At 41.6% G+C, this 22,515-nt stretch carries 20 protein-coding genes; 12 read left to right on the top strand and 8 right to left on the bottom strand.

Annotated elements, in window-relative coordinates:
• Positions 1-92 precede the first annotated feature (92 nt).
• Positions 93-596 (top strand): YcxB family protein, encoded by a 504-nt coding sequence (locus AB4232_RS02735; RefSeq protein WP_372086073.1) that lies wholly within the window; start codon positions 93-95, stop codon positions 594-596.
• Between the two features lie 342 nt (positions 597-938).
• Here the strand turns inward: AB4232_RS02735 and AB4232_RS02730 are convergent, their stop codons facing one another.
• The gene (locus AB4232_RS02730; RefSeq protein WP_372086070.1) at positions 939-1,328 is read right to left on the bottom strand and encodes a DOPA 4,5-dioxygenase family protein; all 390 of its coding nucleotides are present in this window, start codon (positions 1,326-1,328) and stop codon (positions 939-941) included.
• A 193-nt stretch (positions 1,329-1,521) separates the two neighbouring features.
• Between AB4232_RS02730 and AB4232_RS02725 the strand changes: the two genes are divergently transcribed.
• Both AB4232_RS02725 and AB4232_RS02720 read left to right on the top strand, forming a co-directional pair.
• Positions 1,522-2,364, top strand: coding sequence for a LysR family transcriptional regulator (locus AB4232_RS02725; RefSeq protein WP_102258565.1), 843 nt, complete (start codon positions 1,522-1,524; stop codon positions 2,362-2,364).
• Positions 2,365-2,800: 436 nt separating this feature from the next.
• Entirely contained in the window at positions 2,801-3,694 is an 894-nt protein-coding gene (locus AB4232_RS02720) for a nuclear transport factor 2 family protein (protein ID WP_009846978.1), read from the top strand.
• 290 nt (positions 3,695-3,984) lie between these two features.
• Here AB4232_RS02720 and AB4232_RS02715 read toward each other — a convergent pair whose 3' ends face one another.
• Entirely contained in the window at positions 3,985-5,796 is a 1,812-nt protein-coding gene (locus AB4232_RS02715) for a PLP-dependent transferase (RefSeq protein WP_372086067.1), read from the bottom strand.
• A gap of 142 nt (positions 5,797-5,938) precedes the next feature.
• Here AB4232_RS02715 and AB4232_RS02710 point away from each other — a divergent pair, with 142 nt between their 5' ends.
• Positions 5,939-6,394 (top strand): Lrp/AsnC family transcriptional regulator, encoded by a 456-nt coding sequence (locus tag AB4232_RS02710; RefSeq protein WP_009846980.1) that lies wholly within the window; start codon positions 5,939-5,941, stop codon positions 6,392-6,394.
• 285 nt (positions 6,395-6,679) lie between these two features.
• Positions 6,680-7,687 carry a tetratricopeptide repeat protein gene (locus tag AB4232_RS02705; protein ID WP_372086064.1) on the top strand — a complete coding sequence of 336 codons (1,008 nt, stop codon included), beginning with the start codon at positions 6,680-6,682 and terminating at the stop codon, positions 7,685-7,687.
• Between the two features lie 201 nt (positions 7,688-7,888).
• Here the strand turns inward: AB4232_RS02705 and AB4232_RS02700 are convergent, their stop codons facing one another.
• Positions 7,889-8,227, bottom strand: a complete 339-nt coding sequence (locus AB4232_RS02700; protein ID WP_372086061.1) for a cytosolic protein — start codon at positions 8,225-8,227, stop codon at positions 7,889-7,891.
• Between the two features lie 171 nt (positions 8,228-8,398).
• Here AB4232_RS02700 and folK point away from each other — a divergent pair, with 171 nt between their 5' ends.
• The 4 genes from folK (at position 8,399) to folM (ending at position 10,778) form a co-directional block, all read left to right on the top strand.
• Positions 8,399-8,896: a 2-amino-4-hydroxy-6-hydroxymethyldihydropteridine diphosphokinase gene (gene folK / locus AB4232_RS02695; RefSeq protein WP_372086059.1), complete on the top strand. Its 498-nt coding sequence runs from the start codon at positions 8,399-8,401 to the stop codon at positions 8,894-8,896.
• Positions 8,897-9,038: 142 nt separating this feature from the next.
• The gene (folX, locus tag AB4232_RS02690) at positions 9,039-9,416 is read left to right on the top strand and encodes a dihydroneopterin triphosphate 2'-epimerase (protein WP_102534839.1); all 378 of its coding nucleotides are present in this window, start codon (positions 9,039-9,041) and stop codon (positions 9,414-9,416) included.
• Between the two features lie 10 nt (positions 9,417-9,426).
• Positions 9,427-10,065: a GTP cyclohydrolase I FolE gene (gene folE, locus AB4232_RS02685; protein WP_017099742.1), complete on the top strand. Its 639-nt coding sequence runs from the start codon at positions 9,427-9,429 to the stop codon at positions 10,063-10,065.
• Complete coding sequence (gene folM, locus AB4232_RS02680; protein WP_372086057.1) at positions 10,062-10,778, top strand: dihydromonapterin reductase; 717 nt, start codon at positions 10,062-10,064, stop codon at positions 10,776-10,778. Before folE ends, folM begins: the two co-directional genes overlap by 4 nt.
• A gap of 88 nt (positions 10,779-10,866) precedes the next feature.
• Here folM and AB4232_RS02675 read toward each other — a convergent pair whose 3' ends face one another.
• The 3 genes from AB4232_RS02675 to AB4232_RS02665 all read right to left on the bottom strand — a co-directional run bounded on the left by AB4232_RS02675 (position 10,867) and on the right by AB4232_RS02665 (position 13,012).
• A complete protein-coding gene (locus tag AB4232_RS02675) occupies positions 10,867-11,235 on the bottom strand; it encodes a hypothetical protein (protein WP_372086055.1) in 369 nt (122 codons plus the stop codon).
• A gap of 15 nt (positions 11,236-11,250) precedes the next feature.
• Entirely contained in the window at positions 11,251-12,123 is an 873-nt protein-coding gene (locus tag AB4232_RS02670) for a patatin-like phospholipase family protein (protein ID WP_372086053.1), read from the bottom strand.
• A gap of 334 nt (positions 12,124-12,457) precedes the next feature.
• Positions 12,458-13,012, bottom strand: coding sequence for a hypothetical protein (locus tag AB4232_RS02665; protein WP_009846993.1), 555 nt, complete (start codon positions 13,010-13,012; stop codon positions 12,458-12,460).
• 412 nt (positions 13,013-13,424) lie between these two features.
• Between AB4232_RS02665 and AB4232_RS02660 the strand changes: the two genes are divergently transcribed.
• Positions 13,425-14,933: a DUF3360 domain-containing protein gene (locus AB4232_RS02660; protein WP_372086051.1), complete on the top strand. Its 1,509-nt coding sequence runs from the start codon at positions 13,425-13,427 to the stop codon at positions 14,931-14,933.
• Between the two features lie 451 nt (positions 14,934-15,384).
• Here AB4232_RS02660 and AB4232_RS02655 read toward each other — a convergent pair whose 3' ends face one another.
• Together AB4232_RS02655 and AB4232_RS02650 are read right to left on the bottom strand one after the other, a co-directional pair.
• Positions 15,385-16,683 carry a hypothetical protein gene (locus AB4232_RS02655; protein WP_372086049.1) on the bottom strand — a complete coding sequence of 433 codons (1,299 nt, stop codon included), beginning with the start codon at positions 16,681-16,683 and terminating at the stop codon, positions 15,385-15,387.
• Positions 16,684-16,943: 260 nt separating this feature from the next.
• Complete coding sequence (locus AB4232_RS02650; protein WP_372086047.1) at positions 16,944-17,870, bottom strand: hypothetical protein; 927 nt, start codon at positions 17,868-17,870, stop codon at positions 16,944-16,946.
• Between the two features lie 1,033 nt (positions 17,871-18,903).
• Between AB4232_RS02650 and AB4232_RS02645 the strand changes: the two genes are divergently transcribed.
• Together AB4232_RS02645 and AB4232_RS02640 are read left to right on the top strand one after the other, a co-directional pair.
• Complete coding sequence (locus AB4232_RS02645; protein WP_372086045.1) at positions 18,904-20,556, top strand: ATP-binding protein; 1,653 nt, start codon at positions 18,904-18,906, stop codon at positions 20,554-20,556.
• Entirely contained in the window at positions 20,553-22,388 is a 1,836-nt protein-coding gene (locus tag AB4232_RS02640) for an ATP-dependent endonuclease (protein WP_372086042.1), read from the top strand. Before AB4232_RS02645 ends, AB4232_RS02640 begins: the two co-directional genes overlap by 4 nt.
• Positions 22,389-22,515: the final 127 nt, after the last annotated feature.

Genomic DNA, 22,515 nt, shown 5'->3' with positions numbered 1-22,515 from the left:
TATTGATTTACAAAAGAGGATTGAAACCGCTAAGACAAACCAGCGTGAAGCGATATAATGCGCCTCAACAAAGAACTACAAAGTAGCCACACATGCCTAAAGATCCCGGTTTCACCACAGAATACACCCTCGACAAAACGTTTTTCGCAGAGTGTTATGATCAAACTAGCCTTCCGACTCAGTTTCCAAAAGCCTATTTAAAGGCATTTTTGTTTCTTATTTTTGGTTGGGTTCTATTGGAGTTTGAACTGTTACCTAGTGGCTACGTAGGCTGGTTTTTTATCGTTTTGAGTGTGATTGAAGCGTTCAGTGTATATTGCAAGAGAACCTGGTGGTTATGGCGACAAAAAATCAGCTCAGGTGCTGGCAGCAAAGTGGTCTTTTCAGGGGATACTGATGGTGTGAGTTATAAAAACCGTAAAGCCACCAATACTATCGCTTGGCGTGACATTGACCAACTTGAACAAACCGATTTAGGTTTTATCCTTCATATTGGAAAACAGCGCCAATACGTCAGTAAATCTTGTCTAAACGATGAAGCCGTTGCGTTCATGGTTGAGCAACACGAAGCTTCCAAAGCACCCAAAGCAAATTAGCATCAATAAATGCCTGCCAATTTGGCAGGCATTTTTCTATCATCTTTAATAATTCGTATGGCACAACTAAAAAAGCAGCTGAGAAAAGCTATTATTCTCATAGACACAGTGAAAACTTTTTAGCCATTGTTGATCAATCTTCTCAAGCATTCCCATTAATCCCACCCATTCCAATAATCCCATCCTGTTGGATTATAAAGTCAATTTAACGACTTAATTTCGAACATAATTCCTTCCATTTTGTAGAACATAGATTAAAACGTTTTTTGTATTGGAAAGTACGGCCAATACATTTATGTCTAATGTTTTCATTGTTTTCATCATCGATACAAATTTGGGGCTTTATAGATTCTCTAGACTTAGGTCTTTCACATCTCCCATCCAAAAAACTCTATCTTTATGATCTAACAACTCATTTCCACTGATGGGGTGAAAAAGTATCGTTAAGCCTTTTCGGTTGAACGTCAACCAAGTGACTACGTCACTTAATAAATGTGGTTTAAAGTAAAGCTGACAGCTCCAACAGGGATGAGGGCCAACCAATTTTCGATGCAGTTGGCCTTGTCTGAGATCTGTAATTTCTAATGCTATATCGTTAATTACCCTTTGAGCCGTTTGCTCGGTAAGTTCGTTAAAATAAATATGTGCATGCCAACCTTTTAACCTCGGAGAAGATATTGCTTCTTGGTGATTACCATACGCAATTGGTAATTGGGGAGTAAAACTGGGCATAAAATACCTCTATAAACTGGAATTCTTTATTCACGATTAACTCGAAAATATCGTTCATTCCGGTGAGTCAATCTTTGGTTCTGTTTTATCGAGAAAGAGTATGTTACAACCTATATTATTAATACACTGCATAAGTTGAATGTTACCTATGAATACTTTCGATTACTCTACGTTGGATGGACGACTACTTCGCATGTTTATTAGCGTTTACGAACACCAATCAGTAACAAAGGCAGCGGATAGTATGGGGGTTACTCAATCAACAGTTAGCCATGGGCTTAACCAACTGCGCAAAATAGTAAAAGATGAATTGTTTGTCACTTCAGGAAGAGGCATCGCGCCTACGCCAAAGGCGGGAGAACTTATTGAAAAGGCCAGAGAAATCGTAATATCGATGCAAGCTTTCGCAAGCTCACAACAATACAACCCACTAATAGATGATAAAGTTTTTTCCATCGCAGCTAACGACTATGAAATAGAAACCGTTATAAAACCTATGTTTCATGATTTTCAGAAAGCAGCGCCGATGAGCTCGTTGCACATAGCTCCAGCCAGAACTCAACTTCAGTGGGCTTCATTACTTCGGTCTGGCGATGTAGATTTTGTTTTGTCACCAGAACTAACGAGTAACGAGTCGGATTTAATTCAAACTAAGTTGTTTTCTGACCAAGAGGTCTGTTTTTTCAATCCTCAAAAGCAAACACCGCCAACAACGATAGAGCAATATTGCTCCAAACCTCACGCCATCATGTCTTTTGAGCATTCTCACCAAACCGAGATAGACACAATACTTAAAAAACGAGGCGTGAAGAGAAAAATCGTGGCTAGTGCGCCTAGTTTTGGGGCGATAGCGTCTTTAATTAAAGATACAAATATCATAGTGACTATGCCTTCTCGCTTGTCAGAAACGTTATTTAGAGACTTTAAGCAGGTCCCCTTACCTTTTGAGCTTCCTCACTTCAATATTGTTAAAGTCTGGCACAATAGAAATAAGCAGTCAGAGCGTCATTCTTGGCTTAAAAATCGATTACAGTGAGTATTATTTGGGATTGATACTCTTAGTTTTTTGGCTGTATGTTAAAAAAGACCGACCATGGTATGAGGTTTCTGTTTTTTGAAACCAAGTAAACGCCTGTGTATTGAACCCATCTATTCATCTATTCATCTATTCATCTATTCATCTATTCATCTATTCATCTATTCATCTATTCAGAGTAATTATATTGCTCTGATTCGCCTTTTAAAATAAATAGTTATCAGATCCCAGCCAGTATCCCGTGACCATCATTAGATCTCGATTTAAGTAATAGACTTTACCTACCACCTCGCAACTACCTCAACTACAACTACAACTACAACTACAACCAATCGAATTTGTTCATGAGAAGTATGAATAATGCCCTATTTTTTTAATTAATTAGACTGGCTAACATACAGGTGCTCAAACAAAACAAACCTAAAAAGGAAGAATCATGTCTATTAAATCTGTTGCAATCGGAATGGCTGTTTGTCTTTTTACTGCCCCAAGCTTTGCTAACCTAAGCACCATTGATGCTCAAACTAATCAATCCATTAAACTAGCGGAAGGCTTCTATGAAGATGTACTGGTTTATAGGAATTTGAACAACTTCGGAAAGTACGTTGGTGACACTTACATCCAACACGCTACCGCTTATGGCGATGGACCAGCAGAACTGATTAAAGCGGTAGCTGGCGAGTTAACTGCTGATCCTGGCGTGAAAGTAGATATCTACCGTACCATTGCAGAAGGTCCTTATGTCGCAATACACTCTGTTTGGACAACTTCAGACGGTGCGGAATATGTTTATGTTGATATCTGGAGAGAAGAAAATGGCATGCTGGTAGAGCATTGGGATCACTACCAACAAGTTCCGGAAAAATCTGAAAACAAAAACACCATGTACCAAGGGCCAGACGCGAATATCTATGATGCAACTCAAGACATCGAGCGTAATCGAGGCAGAGCCATTGCTGTGTTGAAAAGCTTTGAAAACCCAGCGGATACAAGTGCGTTAAAAAAGTATATTTCTAGCGAAACCTATATTCAACACAACCCAGAGGTTCCAAATGGTAGAAAAGCATTGGTTGGTTACCTTGATTACTTAAACAGTAACGGGACTAAGCTAAAAACGGAGATAGCAAAAACAATCGCAATGGGTGACATGGTTCTTGTTCATTCGAAGCAAATTGACCTCGGTAAAAAAGGCGATTTAGGTGTTGGTTACATTGATATCTTCCGCTTTAATAACGAAGGGAAAATTGTAGAGCATTGGGATATTGCAGAAACTCAAACTGGAGAGTCAGCCAACGAGAACGATGTGTTTGGTTACCCTAGCCAACGTTAATTGCAGCTTCATTGAGTGGAAAAAGTGCTCCACATCAGTGTTGTCCAAAAAACTACTTTTTCCGCTCATATTTGCCTTATGTTATAAGAAATAAATTACCCATATTCTACGAGTTAAAGGCTATTAGGTGATTCATCGACGCATTTTTCTAAGATTTGTTCTAGATTGGTTTATGTTATTACCCGAAACCCAAAAGGCCTCGCACACGCGAGGCCTTACGTTTTTCATTTAACGTTTACAGCTACCCTACTTCACTGACTTCTCTTGTTAACTTTCCTTACTGACCTAAGTTACTGAGTAAGCTGACTGAACTTCGGCAAGCTCTTCACAAACCTCTGGTGTACATCCATATAGGTTTGCATATAGATTTCATCGATACTCTCACCACTCGGGAAACTCGATGAGAAGTCTGCGTGTTTGCGGTCAATCGACAATTTAGCGGCCTCGATAATGTGAGCGATGAACATTCGCGGATCTTCCAAGCCGATAGAGATACGCATTGTGGTTGGCTTGATGCCTGCTTCATTTAACGCTTCATCGCTGAGCTCTGAGTGCGTGGTCAGTGCTGGGCATAAGGCCACGGTGTTGGTTTGCCCTAAGCTCACTTGCATGCCGATTGCTGGCTCAAGCATGTCGAAGAACTGTTTAAACCCATCTCGATTGATTGGTTCACGGTCGCCGTTACCTTCCATATCGATTGTGAAAAGCGCCGCTGGTAAACCCAAGTACATGTTGTTCTGGCAGTGTTCATAGTTATCGCTGTCTGGCAAAGCTGGACATGACACATTGATGTCTGGGTGGGCATCGAAGATCTTCGCCAGAGCCAGGGTATTAATCGTTTTTTGCACCACTCGCATCTCATACGTTTTCATACCATTGAGCACTTCAAACGCTTTGTCTGCGTCTAGGAATGCGCCCTTAATGTAGTACACATTCCAAAACAGCGTTTCGTTCCATGGAATGGTGACCTCATCGCCGTTAGGTTTGGTGAAAGTGACCTCCTCTCCTTTTGGAATAAACATGGTCTCGTTACGGCCAATCACAACCCCAGCAGTTGTGGTGCCAGAACCCGCCAGTTCTTTGGTGTAAGAGTGAATAACATAATCGGGTCTTTCCATCACATCATCACGTTTCAGTACTGGGTGTAATAAAGGCGTGCCCACTGTCGAGTCAACAATCACATCCCAACCACGAGAGTGACCTGCTTTACTGATACTAGCAACATCTAACACGTGTCCATGCGGGTTACACGGTGACTCTAGGTAGACGTAGATTTTCTTACCCGCAGCGATGCGATCTGCGTATTTATCGGCAACCTCATCAAGTCGCGTCGCAAACTCATCCCCGGAGTAACCATCCACCCACTCTACCGCGACATTCAGGTTCGAAGGCTTGCCAAACCAATCTTCCAACAGTTGGTAAGAACCGCCGTAGATATTGCGTGAAGCTAAGACAATGTCTTCATACCCAAGTAGATGGCTCAACAACCCATCAATAGCGGCCATCCCCGAGTTAAAGTTCCATGCGAGGTACTCATTGGCTCTAGAGCCTGCCTCAATATCAACCATGTGGTTAGCCAGTGAAATCGATGTTGGGTTAAGCAGTCGAGAGTAAATATCGTGCAGCGGCTCCTTACCATTAAACGCATCTTCAATCCATTCTGTACACGCAAACAAATAGGTCGCGGTACGTGTAATCACAGGGCTCGCAGAGAAAATAGCAGCGACATTATCGAAGATAGGATACGCACCTTTGGATGCAAAATTACCATTATTGGTGGCAATAGACTGGTAAGTGGCGCGCATTGGGTTTTGCAGATTGTCGAGGATCTTAGCGATCTGGAATGACAAAAAACGTTTGGCGTTAAACCAAGCGATTCGGTCGCTCTTATCGAGCTCTGAAAGGCCATCAACCGTCAATGCCCAAAGATCGAGTGTCTTGGTATTGGCTTTGTACAGTGTCGTCGCCAGTTCGATAAGCGTGACGCCGTAATCACTGTTTGGGTCGATACCAAAATGCTTGGCTTGCTCAATGGCAAGGGCTTCTGCTTGTTCGTGTTTGGTAGTTTTACGCAGCGGGCTAAGTTGAGTTGAAGTATTCATAGTTCCTAAGTCATTCCATGCTTGTTGTTCCTCCTTTAATTTTAGTTTTGTGCAGATGCTAAAAATTGCTATTTACGAAGTAAGACATACACTTTGAGCAATAATATTGCCAAACTAAATTCAATATTGATGGAATATGCCAATGGATGAGATCGATAAGAAAATACTGGCTGAACTGCAAAGCAACGCTCGGCTGACTAATCAAGAGTTGGCTGATCGCGTGGCACTGTCGCCCTCTCCTTGCTTACGCCGAATTCGAGCATTAGAGAAACAAGGGATTATTCGCGGCTATCACGCCAGTGTTGACCAAGAAGCGTGTGGCCTGCCAGTCAATGTGTTTGTGTTGGTGAAACTTGAAAAGCCGACAGAAGAGAACATGCGAGACTTTGAACAGCACATCGAAGTGATTGATGAAGTGTTAGAGTGCTTTCTAATGACGGGCAATCACGACTACCTATTGCATGTAGTCAGCGAGTCGCTAAAAAGCTACGAGCAGTTTATCCGCAAGCAATTAACCCGCCTGCCCAATATTGCTTCGATTGAATCCAGCTTCGCCTTCGGTCAGGTAAAAACAAAGACCAAGCTGCCTGTCAGGTAATGAGTGTCACGATAACTTGGGTTTAAAGACCTCTAGATCATTATCGGCACATATAGAGCTCTGTCCATTGCTACTGACTCAGTGCCACCTAATTTCCGCGCCTAAGCCATTGAGTTAATCGCTTGGGTCAACGTTTATTAACCAGTCTTGGTTGCTTCCAGTATATTGAGATGCCCTAGGTCTCATTGTCGTGAATTCGGTTTTCGATATCCCGAAATTTCCTTTATTTTCAAAGCTGTTTTGTTATATTCATGTGAAACATTACTAATATAAGAAATGGCTTAAATGATAAAACAAAGTTGTACTTTTTTAACGTCACTATCGCTGCTGCTATCCGTTAACACTTTTGCATACGATCTTGAGATAGAAGCTTTTGAAGGCGAAGAACTCGCACTTTTAAAGAACGCAGAAACGTCTAGCGATAACGAATTGCTAATGCAGGCTGCTAACCTTTTAATTGAAGATTCAATGTATGAAGAGAACTTACAACGCGGATATGAGTACATGAATCAAGTAGCGGAATCTGGTGAGGTAAAAGCGATGATTACCTTGGCAGATAATTATTACTACGAAGAGCAATACGAAAAAGCACTGGCTTGGTACCACAAAGCTGAAACCAGCAAAGACCCTTATGTGCTCTACTCATTAGGCGTAATGTATTTTGATGGTGAAGGTACACCTGTCGACCTAAAGAAAGGCAACGATTATTACCTAGCTTCTGCAAAAGCGGGGTATTCTGACGCTATGTATCAACTCGCATTTTCATACGATGAAGGTCAAGGCGTCACTCAAGACTTCTCCAAATCTGCGTATTGGTTTGAGCAATCGGCTAACTTAGGCGATGCAAGTGCTATGTACAATTTGGGTATTTCTTACCTAAATGGACAAGGTGTTGAAAAGAGTTGCTCTAAAGCGATGCAATTATTTAGCAAAGCCATTGAAGAAGATGAACATACACTTTCTTATGTGAAGATGGGTGATATTTACTCTTCTACTCGATACAAAAAACCGTGTGGTTTCAAAACTACAGACGCAAAAAAAGCATTAGAGTATTACACGAGTGCCGCAATGCAGGGCAACGATTATGGTCAATATTCCGTTGGTTACGCCTACCGTAATGGTCACGGTACATGGAGCGATTTTGTTAAAGCGCTAGCATGGTTTGAAGTCGCACAGGAATACGGTAACTCGGATGCAGAGAAAGAGATAATCGACGTGAAACAGTACATGTCGAAAGAAAACATTGCCGCAGCTGAGCAGCTTAAAGACTCTTTAATCGAAGATATCTGGTAAGGACAGTAACGACTCTAATTGTCATGGACTAGAACACTTCTATCCAATTACCTGTTAGAGATCGGTTTATTGTAATAGCCTCAAAACTAAGGCCTCGCAAACGCGAGGCCTTAGTTTTATCTACAGAGCAGCTTATCGCAATCAATTAACTAATTATCCTATTAGCTAATTAATTAACCGCTCCAACCAACTGAATTATGTTCAGTCCATTCGGGTAATGAAGGTTTGTTCGTCATCGACAAAAGCCACGTAGTCGCCGTGATAAATAAACACTCGACCTCGCCCTTCCACTATGCACGCAAGCTGTGGGTTCAAATCTTCGTCAAGATTTTCACTTTGATACGTGCCGGTATCGGTGATCACACCGCAGAGTTTAGGTAAAAATCCATAGCTGCGCTTGGCTTGATCAATCAGGCTCAATTCGCTGGCGGTCGAGAAGTAAGATGGGATTGGGCCTGCATCTTCGATAAACATAGTTTTCAGTTCTTCAAAAGCTGTAATCACCAGCCAGTCGATGCCGTTAACGTGATGGATAAACATTGTTTATAAATACCTAGATTCTCGATAATTCTGATGCGGGGATTCTATCACTATCAGAGGCGATTTGCGGCAGAACCCTATTTTCTTTTATCTTCCTGTTTTTAAGAGGATGCATAGCTGATCTTCATCGTGAGTTGGACGTATAGGTTTCTTAAACAAAAAGGAAATACTATGGCCAACGTCTACGTCAGCATCGGAAGCAACATTAACCGCGAACACCACGTCACAGAATCTCTCAACGCATTGAATGACCGCTTTGCACCGCTGCACATTTCTAATTTCTACGATTGCGAGCCTGTCGGTTTCGAGGGGGACAACTTCTTAAACCTTGTCGTTGGGTTTGAATGTGACCTCCCTGTCGCAGAGTTGATTCAGGTTCTACATCAAATCGAAGCAGAGAATGATCGCAAGCGCCAGACCAAAGCCTATGCTTCACGCACGATGGACATCGACATCCTTCTTTATGGTAATCAAGTCGGCATTATTGATGGCGTAGAGCTGCCTAGAGGCGAAATCACCGAGTACGCATTTGTGCTCAGGCCGTTAGTTGATGTTGCCGCACGAGAACGTCACCCCACTCTAGACATCTCATATCAGCAGCTCTGGGAAAGCTTCGATCAGTTAAGTCAGAAAACCGAACCCATCCCTTTCCAGGTCAGTTTCACTTAGCCTTTCCATGACTGAAAAAAGAACGACTGCAACAGGAACAATTGCGAAAGTAACAACTGAACTCTTAATCACCTGAGCTTTACTGATCTTTTCTTAAAACAAGCACGTAACTGACTTCACTTTCTAAGGATTGGACACTGTTATGAATCACAACGCCATTATCACCATTACAAACCTCAGACTAAGAACCTTCATCGGCTTCAACGAAGAAGAAAAGTCTAAGCAGCAAGACATCGTCATTAATGCAGAAATCCACTACCCCGCTAACAACCTTTGCCTCTCTGATGATGTGGAGAACGCGCTTAACTACAAAAACATCTGCAAGAAGATCATTCAACATGTCGAATCCGGAAGGTTTCTGCTTTTGGAAAAATTGACCAGCGACGTACTCGGCATTTGTATCGATCACTCATGGGTTCGATACGCTCAAGTGAGAATCGACAAGCCTCATGCACTACGTTTTGCTGACTCTGTTTCGCTCACTCTGAGCTATGAAGCAGACAACGACAATAATTCATAAGGAGTGCGTCATGCTGAATACAGAAGCCGAAAAAGTAAGAGAAGCTTTGCTCGCAAGAGGACTTGAAACTCCAATGACACCGAGCGAAATGAATCCCAACCAGAAGTACAACCGCATCAAAGGACTTTTGACGGAAGTGGTCAGTACGCTTGGACTGGATTTAACCGATGACAGCCTTGCTGAAACACCTCATCGCATTGCAAAGATGTACGTCCATGAGATATTTTCAGGGCTCGATTACGATAACTTCCCGAAAATCAGTGTTATAGAAAATAAAATGTCGGTTGATGAAATGGTTAAGGTATCGGATATCGACTTAACATCTACGTGCGAACATCACTTCATTACTATTGATGGTTTAGCGGAAGTCGCCTACATCCCTGAAAACAAGATTCTTGGGCTGTCTAAAATCAACCGTATCGTTCGATTCTTCGCTCAGCGTCCTCAGGTACAAGAACGCCTTACTCAGCAAATCCTAGTCGCGATACAGACTCTAGTAGAGACAGAAAACGTGGCCGTGACGATTAAAGCCACGCACTATTGCGTTAAATCCAGAGGCGTCATGGATGCAAACTCTGAAACCTCAACAACCGCTCTCGGTGGTATTTTCAAAACTAACCCTCAAACCAGAGCTGAGTTTTTACGATGAGTGAAACGATATTGATAACCGGCGTGGGAAAGCGACTCGGATTCGCATTGGCGCAGCAACTTATAGCGGATGGATACAAAGTGGTTGGCACTTACCGCAGCGACTATCCTCAACTGCAACGGTTGCGCGACAATGGAGCCGACTTGCAGCAAGTAGACTTTTATCAACAAAGCAGCTTAGAGGGCTTTCTTGATTATGTTGGTCAAAAATATAAGACACTCAGAGCCGTCATACACAACGCTTCGGACTGGAAACCTGAGAGCAAGAAAGATCCCAGTGAAAATGCATCACACATCATGCACCAGATGATGACGATTCACGCTACCGTGCCTTATCTGTTCAATTTAACACTCAAAGACCAACTGATATCTGGCGATCAAACTTCAGACATCATCCACATCAGTGACTACGTTGCAGAAAAAGGCAGTAAAAAACACATTGCTTACGCGGCCAGTAAAGCGGCGCTCAACAACCTAACGCTATCGTTTTCAGCGATGCTGGCTCCCAAGGTCAAAGTAAATACCCTCTCTCCAGCCATGATTAAGTTTAATGAGCATGACGATGAGGCATACAAGACCAAAGCGCTGCAGAAAGCTCTGATTCCCACAGAAGCGGGCTTTGAGGAAATAATCGATGGCATCAAGTTTGTGTTGGCCAGTCACTACATGACAGGAAGAACCTTACACCTAGATGGCGGCAGACATTTGAAGTAATGCGCTTACATTGTCTGCTACCTAAAACGGCTGCTATATAGCGAATGCGGTTAACTAGGAACCGCTATAAGCTAGAAATTCTTATAACCTAGAAACTGCTATAAGACTGAGGAAGGCGAGTCTCTTCATCCCAGCCTAACAACTCAATATTGATCAATGACTTGCGCTTCTCATTACACAGTGAAGCGAGATTGATGATAGGGAGCTGGCTACGAAACTGCGCGGTGAGGATGACCTTTTTATTTTGACTCAGGCTGTCTCGGCATTGCGCCAAAACCGCTTCAGTATCTAGCTGATGTGCGTTCTCGATAATCTGAATATCAGCGTTCTCTTGATAGCACTCTATCAGCCAAGATACGGCAGCTGCTTCTGAGCTAGTGAGTACGATGACATCTTTTGTTGTGACCAATTCTTTGAGTTCAGATAGTTTTAGTTCAGTTTCCATAAATACTCTCATTCAGCAGCAAATACATTAAAGTCGATTGCCCAATTTAGCCTGTGCCAAATGGTAGCCTCTATCTATCATCTCTTGTGAACGATCAAACTCTAAGGTGCCACAGGCATTACGTGGGATCTCAAGCGTAATATCGGCGGGATAAGCGGCCAGTTTTTGACGAGCAATGGTCGATTGCATCGCATCAAACGCTTGGTTGGCAATGTCGTAGGCTGCAAAATTGAAGCTCATTTTGCTTTTTACACTGCTACCGAGATTATCGATAAAATGAACAACCTTCTCATGCAGGTTACTCTCTTTTGTTGGTAGGGAAACCGGTGTCACTTCCTGTTGAACAATTTCAGGTTCGCCGCCTAAGTTCACAGCAAGAGTAAAGTCTGTCTTATCACCAAAGGTAGGCGCAATCGGTACGGGATTGAGTACCCCGCCATCAATCAGCGCTTCGCCATTAATCACATGAGGAGTGAAGAACAATGGCAAAGAGATAGAAGCGCGAATGGCATCAAACAGAGAGCCTGATTGCAACCAAACCTCTTTTTCATCAGCGACATTAGCGGCAACTGCGGTATAAGGGATAGGCAGATCTTCAATTGAAATCTCGCCGATCAATCCACGCAGTGTGTCGATGATTTTGTCCCCTTTGAAGATACCACTCGATTGCCATGAAAAATCCAACATCATCGCCATATCCGATTGGTCGATACTGGTAACCCACTCTTCAAATTCATCCAACTTACCCGCAGCGTAGACACCACCGATAAGTGCGCCAATTGAACAACCAGAGATGGATTTTATCTGATAGCCATGCTCAATTAACCAACGGATGATTCCAACGTGAACCAAGCCTCTTGCGCCACCACTGCCAAGTACCAACGAGATCGTTTTTTCCATCGTACTCATCCTTTAATTCATTAGCTCTTCAAAGCTTTGGGCAAAAATTATATCACTTCGTGTCAGTGTAAGCTGTGTAATGCTTTGAAAACTGCACCACCTGCGTGCCTAAATGTGTCGCGGATCGAGATCGGGCAGCTTAAGTTGATTGCTGAAACTCATAGACTTTAGACTACCGCACTAAGCTAAAAGTGAGTCATTCCAGCAAGCCTAAGCGCGACTAGGAATCTGGTTTCCGTTAGCGCTTGATACAAAAAAGTCGCCCACTTGAAAGCGAGCGACCTCTTGTTGTTCATTGTGTTTTTGAGCTCATTCTGTAAGTGAGAACAAAGAATTACAACACGCGTAAGCACTCTTCTGGCGACAAGCTCAAGAGCGTATTGGCGAAGTTAATCTTCTCATCACGCCATCTCAATGCTGCCTCTCGACCTTCTTGTGCGTGTCTGTCGGCCTCAAAATAGCTTTTTCTTGGAAGCCCGTCTGCTGGCGTCATCACCATAGACTGTTCATTCAAGCGAAGCGTAAACAAGAACTGACCACGTTGTCCGGTTTGCGCTGCAGGGTGATGCAATGTGGTATCACAGCAATAGCGCCTATCACGCAGTGCGCGGCATGTGTACTCAAAAGCATCTTGAGCACCACGTCCAGGGAACGCGGTATAAACACTGATGCCATCACGTTGCAAAGACTGCTCACCCGCCGCGAGTTGCACCGCATGTTGGATCATCCTAAAGCCCAGAACCACGCCACCAATGCTGTTCAATCCACTGTATTGAATTGCGCCTTCTAAGCTCAGATGAAGTTTGTCTTCCCCTTCATAGAGAAAGAGATCAGGCGATGCCCAATCGCTCTTTGGAATAAGCAGTTGAGTAATATCCGAGTGTTCCATGTTGGTCTCCGCAACAATGAGTGTGTTTGAGCCCACAAGGTAACGTAATGAGAATTATTATCAATAGTTTTTAACCAAAAACGTTACCCCAGAAACCACTCATCGATGGATGCTATCTGATGCTTTAACGCCAAGCATTTCTTGTTAGATATTCATTTATTACCAATAAAGCTCATCGCCTACAAATAAACAGACACATACTATCTACAGGGTCTAATACTAGTCGTCCGACTCTACGACTAATGTCTAACCGACTGAGTCTATTTGTTTTTTTTGGTTTGGTATAAGGTACTAACAACTAAATGTTAATGAATTTTTAATGATAAGTTGACGCATTGTTTTCACTTCATGCCGTGAGTCAACAACGTTTGTTGGAATAACACACCTCAGAGTGTGAACGAAAGGAATCAAAATGAGCACTACTTTAGAGTCCGCACATATACAAACAGAGAAGCCTCAAGTCCATGAGGATGAACTCACCTATGAACAACAACATAAACCAAGATCGGAATTTGATTCCCGAGAACAGTATCTAGAACACGAATTGCAAATCATGTCGCCTAAGCGCTGGCGTCCAAATTTGCCGTTTAAAGATTATCGATTTGAGATAGAAGACGCCATCCCAGCGATGGCGGCGACCATTGGTAAAGTGGTTATGGTGGGCGCTATTGCAGCCACCTTTGCTGGGGCTCTCGGATTAAATGAAGACTTCATTCTAGAAAACGTTCGTTATGAACTCCTCATCGCCTCTGTTTTCATTATTATTTTCTCTGGCTTCCTGTTGCCGACCGCGAACCTCGCAGGTACACACGGCCCACTCATTCCTTTAATTCCGATTGTGGTTGCAGCAGGCGGACACCCTATGGCGTTTGGATTGCTGATTGGCGCTTTTGGCCTAATCTTAGCCATCAGTAAAGGTGGCAGTATGTTGGCCAACCTCACCAGTAAAGGCGTATGTGGCGGATTATTGCTCTACCTTGGCTTTGTTGGAACCGCTTCTCAAGTGAAAAAGCTGTTCGCTTGGGCTGAGGGAATTGGCATGAGCCACATTGCTTTTGTCGTGATCTTTTGCACAATTATTTTGTACGCGCTATTGGAACATTTTCGTAAACGTTGGTTAGCGGTGCCTCTTAGCTGCTTACTGGGTGGTACGATTGCATTTGCCATGGGAGCCCCATTTGCTTTCCACACAGAGCCAGGCTTGCCTAACATGAACCCTATGTATTGGTGGGGAGAAGATACAGGTTGGATGCTAGGCCTACCGACGATTGAACACTTCATGGTGGTATTGCCGTTTGCGATTCTAGCTGTAGCGATGTGGTCACCAGATTTCTTAGGCCATCAAGTATTCCAAAAAATCAGCTATCCAGAACGTACCGAAAAAGTACACATGAACATCGACGACACCATGACCACGGCTTCAATTCGTCAAACGTTCGGTTCTCTGCTTGGTGGTACTAACTTTACCTCTTCATGGGGTACTTATATCGTACCGGCGGCGATTGCTAAACGCCCTATTCCTGCTGGCGCGCTACTCACAGCTCTGTTCTGTATCATCGCCGCAGTTTGGGGTTACCCGATGGATTTAGCTATCTGGCAACCTGTACTGTGTGTGGCGCTGATTGTTGGGGTATTTGTTCCATTGCTAGAAGCTGGAATGGAAATGACGCGTGAAGGGAAAACCACCCAATCGGCAGCGATTGTTGTGTTCTCTTCAGCGCTCGTTAACCCTGCATTTGGCTGGGCTCTCACTATGCTGTTGGATAACTTAGGCTTAGTCGGTTGTAAAGAACGTAGTAGTGAACTGAGTAAAATGAGCCGCTGGGTGTTGCCTGGCACTATGTTTATTGTGCTAAGTGGTGTGATGGCGTTGGTTGGCCTTCTACCGGGAATTCCCGCGATTATCTCGAGTTTTCGCTAGGCTCGATTAATATTTAGTTTTAGTCGGAACGCAAAAAGGCTTCGCAATCGCGAGGCCTTAGTTTTTCTTGTGAACTATAACATCCCCAACTTCATCAATTTCACCGCTTCATCAACGTGTGTTAAGCGGTTCTAGCATCAAAAATATCCCCCTCTAGCTCCCCCTCAAATGGAGTTCACCGATCTCTTTAGACATGCGTTTGAGGGGGAGAACATTCTTTGGCGCTGAACATACAGCTGCACTCGTCACGATCGGTATTCAGTTCCTCCCCTTTCCCTTAACCAGTAAGAGATTGGAGATGTAAACCAAGGGGAGGTTAAGAGGGGATTTGTAGCCGATTTTCACGAGCATCAGCCGAAGTTGCTTCGCGGACTGTACTGTAATATCAATTGACTACAGAGGGACTTGGAAACAACTTGTTCGGTTTGATATTTCATAATAAATTGAGCTTTTAATCTTTTATCAAGTCATTTTCAAAAGCATCGTAAATATGACCTACAAGCTTTGTAAGCTGAGTAGTATCATGGATTTGCGTATCGAGCTTATCCAAAACTTCTTTCGGTATTGTTAATGTAACTACGTAACCAATCGCCATATTAATAACAGTACGATTAGAGTCTAGAATTTTCGTTTTCCACTCACATTGCTCTTTCCAGCCGTAAGATAAATGATCATCAAGTAACTCTTCAATATCACTCCAAATGTCTCTCGAGTATCGACCTGTTTTGTTTTTGAAGATTTCATGTGTATACAAGTTCTTCTTCATTTCATGGCTGTCAAACCATAAACCGCTTACATAACCTTGCCCGGAAAATTTAACGTGATAGCCAATGCACAAAGGGTAAGATTGACCATTTAACACTAGCTCTTTACTAAATTCCGGATCTTTGTGAAAAATATGCCATCCCTGAGTCTTAGTATTTCCTGGATAAATTGACGCAACTAAGTCACCAGTTTCCGAACAAACCCCATAGAGCACTTCATCTGCCCAGCCTTTGGAAAAGTTTGTCCCAAGACGGTCATTATAAGTTAGGAGTTCTAGATTACCCCTAGCAGCTTCAAAATCCTCTACAGCAATACGAATACGTCTATATATTGCATTACAACTCTTAGGATTTAGAGAGGCAATTGGCGTTGCAGGGAGCCACTCGGGATTGTGATCTCGCACCAACTGAATAAAATCAGTTAAGAAGCGGTTTTTGTTACCACCCATCTTTTCAAAGCTTGATACCGTCACAGCAATTGTCATGAGCGTCTTCCAATTTAGATCCCTGTCTGTAACCATATCTTGGCACTCAGCCAGAGTTAAATTGTCCTTACGAAGAATATTGAAGATTTGATTATACAACTGAGCAGTACAATCAATACCATCTCTCTTGACTTCAATTACAATACAAACATCGTTAATAGTAAGTATTAAATCGCATATTGGGTCATATTCATCAACTCGAGTTTGACCCCAGAAATTAACCATCTCAGCTTCACTCAAACTAACCGCATAGATGTGTTTATAATCCTTAATACTTTCGGCATTTTTTTGAATTGAGATCTGGAGTACAGGCGGTTTATTGATATCTTGAAATAGTTTGTTGTAGCGAGCATCCCCATCAAAAATAGACTTGAGCACTTCATGAAGAAACAAAGCATCCTCTTGTAGGCAAATAGCCAGCGCTCGAGTTAAGTCATTCTCTAATTGGTAAGTGCGTTCTTTCTTTGCGTAGGTTCTAAATAGATTGAGATGTTTGTTCATATAGTTATTGGCTCTAATGGTTTGAAGCAAAATGGGCTAATTGAGCAACTCATTCAGAATGATGTACGCATAGTATCAGATTAAACGGCACCGTTAAGGTTGTGACTCAAAATATGATTACTCGATCTGATGCTGCTGGGCTTATCTGTCCTAATTTTTCGTGAACTGTACAACAAACAAAAAGGCCTCGCACACGCGAGGCCTTGTTTTATCTGCGTTCCAACGAACGAGTAGCTAGAAATTTACGATGGTTAACCAAATTAACTCGAGAGCCATTCATCCAGTACCGTGATGAATTTAGGGTTGATGAGATAACCGATGGAAGCATGCGGATTGCCTTTTCCGTTGCGAATATTGAGGTTGTAGATCGGGTGGATGTCTTTCATTCCACCGGGTATCAGACCCAGTTTGAGCATACCCTTAAAGTCATTTCTAATTTTGCTGTCATGAGAGATAAAATCATCTTCTGCCGACATGTTTATCCATTGCTGAATGTTTAAAGGGTACTTCTTCTCACCTTTCAAGCGGCTCCCTTTTAGCCTATCTTTTACGTTTTCATCGCCTAACGGCGACCCGAGCGTAAGCAATAAGTTGACCTTCTTGTCCGCACCATAGTTGTGTCTATACTCTCCGTAATGAGACAACTTCCATAACACGTCATAGCTGATCATCGACCCGAGACTGTGCGACACAATCATCACATCATCTTGATTATCAAGCGCTTGCTTCAATTCAACCATTAGCCTATACCTGACATCGCTGCCAAAGTAGGTATCTTCATTCCAATAGTGCGCCATGTCCGGCGCGACCTTCGTTATGAGTGTCTCAGCCACACCCAGCTTTCCAAATAGCGATGAAAAAGTATCTGCTAACGCCTCTTTTAGAAAACCAATTTTAGATACCTTGTTATACGTTGTTTTATTGAACTGGCTTGTCTTGTACTTTTTGAGTTCAGACAACGCTTGCTGTCGACTTGCAGGGTCTTCCGTTGGTTTATCTAACAATGTGTTTGATAGTTCACCGTAATAGACAAACCGTTTATCTACATCTTTAAAAGCTTGTAACGAACTTGAGTCTCCACAATCTCGCTGCAAACCATGTTCTATGGCCTCGTACCAGAGTGCTTGAAGGGAATCTTTATCGGGCTTTTGAGCGCGACCATGAATGAATATTATTTTCTTAGCCATAGCAGGACATCCTAAACACATAGTTAAAGTGATTGTCAGTAGAAAGCACCACTAGATTCGGTCAGCCATTACTAATAACAGCGGTGCTAATTACGTATCTAGGGGTGGTTGATAGAGCATTTATATAACTATGAGGCCGTCGTTTAAGGACCATAAACGAGTGAAAGACGCGGGTATGACTCGCAAATTGAAATGAATGTATCTAGCAAAAACTCCCCAACCAACAAAAAGGCCCCGCAATCGCGAGGCCTTAGTTTTATCTATCAACGATTACATCCATCATTTAACAACTACAGCACCCTACTTCACTGACTTAACCGCTTTCATCAACGTTGTGTGAATGGTTCTAGTAGACCAAAGCCTCCCCCTCTAGCTCCCCCTCGAATGGAGTGACCCGATCTCTTGAGATATACGACCGAGGGGGAGAACATTCTTTGGCGCTGAACATATAGCAGCACATGTAGCGATCGCTATTCAGTTCCTCCCCTTTCCCATTACCAACAAGAGATTGGAGATGTAAACTAAGGGGAGGTTAGGAGGGGATTATCAGCCTATTTTCGCGTGCATCTGCCCTAGTCGTTTCGGAAGCTGTACTGCAAGTAAAACATTGAATCACGAGCTATGGCACTCATGCTGCCAAGCATCATGAATACCAAGAATGTGGAGTTTAGAATTAAACGTTCATAGTGTCTCTCTACTTACTTTGGAGGACATAAAGAAAGCGTGATTCTCGATCAATGTAGTCACTATAAAGTGTGAAGTTGTAGACAGGTCAAGGAGGAACAACGAAAGAAAAGAAGACATTCATTTCAAAGGGGAGTTATTGATAAGTTTAAAATTTACAGCGTCGTTAGGTGAGACATATATAACTGATATAATTGACAAAAGGTGCTAGTTTCACCGATGTGAACATGATCATAACCTCCTTAGCTTTAATAGCCTGGAGTTTAACCGTCAAAAGGCAGTTAGATGGTTTGAACTCCTAAAGTGTCAAACCACCACGAAGTCCTCAAACTAACAAGGGAGTCAAAAATTGACAACAACACTAAGAGAAGATGCTTTAAAGTTCGGTAAAATTAAAGAAGTCGATGGCGCCGTGATTATACTCCACGCAGATTTTTTAGAGCGTGAATTTCAAGGTGTAAAACACTGCGCTGAGGTCGGTGCCTATGTCAATTGTGGTGGCGCACACGGCAATACAATCTGTACTATAAGCAAAGTTCAGATAACCGAAATTGAGAAAACCAAAAGATCGGAAGCTGGGCTTGAAATTGTTAGGGAAGAAAGAAAAGTTGTAACCCTTTCAATATTAGGTTGTGCGGTAGGAGGGAAATTTAATAGAGGGACAAAACGACTCCCTACGATAAATTGTGAGACCTATTTTCTTAGCAGCAACCAAGTGAATCAATTAATAGGAATAGATTTAAACGAAGATAAAGAACATTTTTGTGTTACGGATGAAAAAGATGATGACCAAACTTACTTAAACTTAGACAAATTAATGGGACGACACACTGCCATATTAGGCACAACTGGTAGTGGTAAAAGCTGTACTGTAGCATCAATAGTACAATCTATAATGTCTAGTTACGAGTGCCCACGTATACTATTTTTTGACATTCACAATGAATACCCATCAGCATTTGGATACAACACAGAATCACCTAGTGATAGTTTTAAACAAAGAACAAACGCTATTCCTTGGAGTGACTTTACCCTTCCTTATTGGTTCTTAGATTTAGAAGAATTTTTTGGTGTATATAATCTCGACTTAGGTTCCAATCAGAAAGCTATTTTGAAAAGATTAATTACTCAATTAAAACTAGCCGAGTCAGAAAAGTTAAATATTAGTGACATTATCATTTCAGCAGACACCCCTATTTTCTTTAATATTGATACTCTACTAAGTGAATTGATTAAAGAAAAAGAATCACAAAGTACTGCTGCAAAAAAATCCCCATATGAAAGTTTAGTTCTTAAATTGCAAGCTATACGACAAGATACTAGGTATGCATTCCTTCATAAAGAAATAAGTTCAGAAACTTCAATCGTTGAATATTTTGAATTTATATTAGGCTTAGCAGATAATCAGAATTATCTAAATATACTAGATTTAAGTGGCTTACCAGCAGAAGTAAGGGCTGTATGTGTGGGTGTTATATCAAGGTTATGTTTTGACTTTAAATATTGGGATTTAGATCCGGAAAGTATTCCTCTTAACTTAGTTTTAGAAGAAGCTCACACCTACATCCCAGAAGATAGTGATTCGAAGTTTAACATTTCAAAAGAACGAGTGGAACGAATTGCAAAAGAAGGTAGAAAATACGGCATTGGTTTAACTGTTGTAACTCAGCGTCCATCAAATGTTTCAACAACAGTCCTATCACAATGCGGAACGTATATTGCCCTTAGACTTACCAATGATCTCGACCAAAATAAGATTAAACGACTGTTACCGGACACCTTAGCTGGCCAAGTTGACTTCTTACCTAGCCTTCGTGACGGTGAAGCATTTGTTTCTGGTGACTCAATCAATTTGCCGAGAAAAGTTCAATTTAGAGTACCTAACCCTATGCCTCGTAGTAACGACGTTAAGTATCATAAATCTTGGAAGCTAGGAAAGCCTGATAACTATTCATTAAAATCTTTAGTCGATTCTTGGCACAAGCAGGATAAGTCAAAATGAAAATTGATTCTATAAAGCTCAGCGGTTGGCGATCATACGATTTAGATGGGGTACATATAGAAGGATTAAAATCAATAAACCTCATCATCGGACCAAATAACTCCGGAAAGTCTAATTTAGCTAAATACTTTAATTACCTAAAAAGTATAGCCAGTGAAGAATTGTCTGTCGGTAAGGCGATTTCAGTCGCTACTGAACTTGATGAGAGCCAAACATGGGGATGGGGAAAAGAAAAAATAAACTGTGAAATCTCACTTTCAAGTGACAATGTCTTAGACAACAACGATAAGGTTTCTTACAAGGCCAACGAGAACCAAGTCACGCTAGATTGTTGCCATGATGTAAGTTCAAACACTTCGGTTTTGAATATGAAAGTTAATGATAAGAAGATCTTCAATGGCAACAGTTTAATTTGCTCTGATCTTGAATTAGAAACTTGGGTTGATCCAACGGATGATGTTGCTGGATTTAATGATAACAAGTATTACTGGAATCGCTTCTTAAATTCATTGGTATTTGTAGATCCTATTAGGCACCACTCACGCAATTCAAATAATGAACAAAGCTATTACTTTGACGGTGCCAAAATTATTGAAGAACTCGATAAATTGAGACTCGACAGAGCAACACCATCAAACTGGGCTGGATATAAAAAACAGATTAAGCAATGGTTAACTGATATTTTGTCAGAGGAAGTAACCAATATTGATGTTGTCGAGAAAGATTTAAGCCTAGAGTTTAAGTCAGGGTTATCTTTTTCTTTAGATCAGTTGGGTACCGGTGTATCTCAAATCGTAATGCTTTTATCACACTTGTGGATTAATAAAGATATAAATCTAAATGTTTTTCTGGAAGAACCTGAAGCTAACCTGCACCCCGAAGCTGTTGTCAAACTTGTAAGTATTTTTGAGAAAGAGCTTACTAACCATAGGTTTTTTATAACGACTCACTCTCCATCCCTTATTGATTGCTTGAACGAAAACTGGGCAGTATATCGAACCTTAAAATCACCAAACGGTTCAAGTTCTATTACCCCAAATGATAATGTAATAAAACATTATGAAACATTAGATTCATTGGGAGTCAAAGCCTCTCAAATCCTTCAAGCTAACGCCGTTATCTGGGTTGAAGGACCTAGTGATAGGATTTACTTGAAAAAATGGATTGATATATTTTCAAATGATGAATTAAAAGAGGGTAAGGACTACTCTTTCTTATACTTTGGAGGAACAAACCTAGCATCTTTCACTGCACTAGATGACATCGATGAGAATTTGATCAATATTTTAAGTACCAGTAGAAAAGCTTATTTGATAACTGATTCTGATTGTTCTTCACAACAAAAACGAGATAGTGATGCTTTTAAAGCTTACTTAACTTCTATGTTAGAGAGACTTAAAGTGGCAAATGGAGTTAATTGTGGTTTAGATTCATCTCTAGAAGATTATGTTAAAATTTGGATTTCGGAAGGCCGTGAAATTGAGAACTACATTTGTAAGGATCTGTTGTATGGTGTTTTAACTAAGAAAGGTTTCAAACGAGAGGCTATTGGTCAAAAAGACAAACGTAAGGAACTGGAAATGAGAATAACTCAAGCATCCAACTTTAATTTTGGAAAATTTGATTCGTTTGATCAGGCTATTGCCAGTTGTTATCAATACCAAGATGGAAGTCAGTTAGATGAGTCGGCGATTAAAAATATTGCTTCGAGTTATGCTAGTAAGAAAGTCCAAATTGCCAAAGCAATAGTGGATAATCTGAATAAAACACACTGTTCGGCGTTTGATTTAGAAAATAAGATGAAAGATTTAGTTGAGTTTATTGGTCGGTAGCTTTCATCATAACCATTTAGGAATGCTACTACGATTTCAACAGAGTATAGTATTCAGCATAAAATAACTTGGAGTTTATATTTAGATAGTTTCTGTCCAATTCAAAGCTATCGCCCTCCCCTTACAA

The organism is Vibrio sp. 10N.286.46.A8 (genome assembly GCF_041470165.1).
Lineage (GTDB): Bacteria > Pseudomonadota > Gammaproteobacteria > Enterobacterales > Vibrionaceae > Vibrio > Vibrio tasmaniensis_A.
This window is presented reverse-complemented; position numbering and strand designations above follow the sequence as displayed.

Bases quoted from the DNA above. Each gene is read 5' to 3' on its own strand.
- AB4232_RS02675 (WP_372086055.1), bottom strand. From the start codon at position 11,235: ATGAGAGTATTTATGGAAACTGAACTAAAACTATCTGAACTCAAAGAA.
- AB4232_RS02650 (WP_372086047.1), bottom strand. From the start codon at position 17,870: ATGGCTAAGAAAATAATATTCATTCATGGTCGCGCTCAAAAGCCCGAT.
- folM (WP_372086057.1), top strand. From the start codon at position 10,062: ATGAGTGAAACGATATTGATAACCGGCGTGGGAAAGCGACTCGGATTC.
- folX (WP_102534839.1), top strand. From the start codon at position 9,039: ATGAATCACAACGCCATTATCACCATTACAAACCTCAGACTAAGAACC.
- folE (WP_017099742.1), top strand. From the start codon at position 9,427: ATGCTGAATACAGAAGCCGAAAAAGTAAGAGAAGCTTTGCTCGCAAGA.
- AB4232_RS02655 (WP_372086049.1), bottom strand. From the start codon at position 16,683: ATGAACAAACATCTCAATCTATTTAGAACCTACGCAAAGAAAGAACGC.
- AB4232_RS02640 (WP_372086042.1), top strand. From the start codon at position 20,553: ATGAAAATTGATTCTATAAAGCTCAGCGGTTGGCGATCATACGATTTA.
- AB4232_RS02720 (WP_009846978.1), top strand. From the start codon at position 2,801: ATGTCTATTAAATCTGTTGCAATCGGAATGGCTGTTTGTCTTTTTACT.
- AB4232_RS02700 (WP_372086061.1), bottom strand. From the start codon at position 8,227: ATGTTTATCCATCACGTTAACGGCATCGACTGGCTGGTGATTACAGCT.
- AB4232_RS02735 (WP_372086073.1), top strand. From the start codon at position 93: ATGCCTAAAGATCCCGGTTTCACCACAGAATACACCCTCGACAAAACG.
- AB4232_RS02660 (WP_372086051.1), top strand. From the start codon at position 13,425: ATGAGCACTACTTTAGAGTCCGCACATATACAAACAGAGAAGCCTCAA.
- AB4232_RS02670 (WP_372086053.1), bottom strand. From the start codon at position 12,123: ATGGAAAAAACGATCTCGTTGGTACTTGGCAGTGGTGGCGCAAGAGGC.
- AB4232_RS02705 (WP_372086064.1), top strand. From the start codon at position 6,680: ATGATAAAACAAAGTTGTACTTTTTTAACGTCACTATCGCTGCTGCTA.
- AB4232_RS02725 (WP_102258565.1), top strand. From the start codon at position 1,522: ATGTTTATTAGCGTTTACGAACACCAATCAGTAACAAAGGCAGCGGAT.
- AB4232_RS02710 (WP_009846980.1), top strand. From the start codon at position 5,939: ATGGATGAGATCGATAAGAAAATACTGGCTGAACTGCAAAGCAACGCT.
- AB4232_RS02730 (WP_372086070.1), bottom strand. From the start codon at position 1,328: ATGCCCAGTTTTACTCCCCAATTACCAATTGCGTATGGTAATCACCAA.
- folK (WP_372086059.1), top strand. From the start codon at position 8,399: ATGGCCAACGTCTACGTCAGCATCGGAAGCAACATTAACCGCGAACAC.
- AB4232_RS02715 (WP_372086067.1), bottom strand. From the start codon at position 5,796: ATGAATACTTCAACTCAACTTAGCCCGCTGCGTAAAACTACCAAACAC.
- AB4232_RS02665 (WP_009846993.1), bottom strand. From the start codon at position 13,012: ATGGAACACTCGGATATTACTCAACTGCTTATTCCAAAGAGCGATTGG.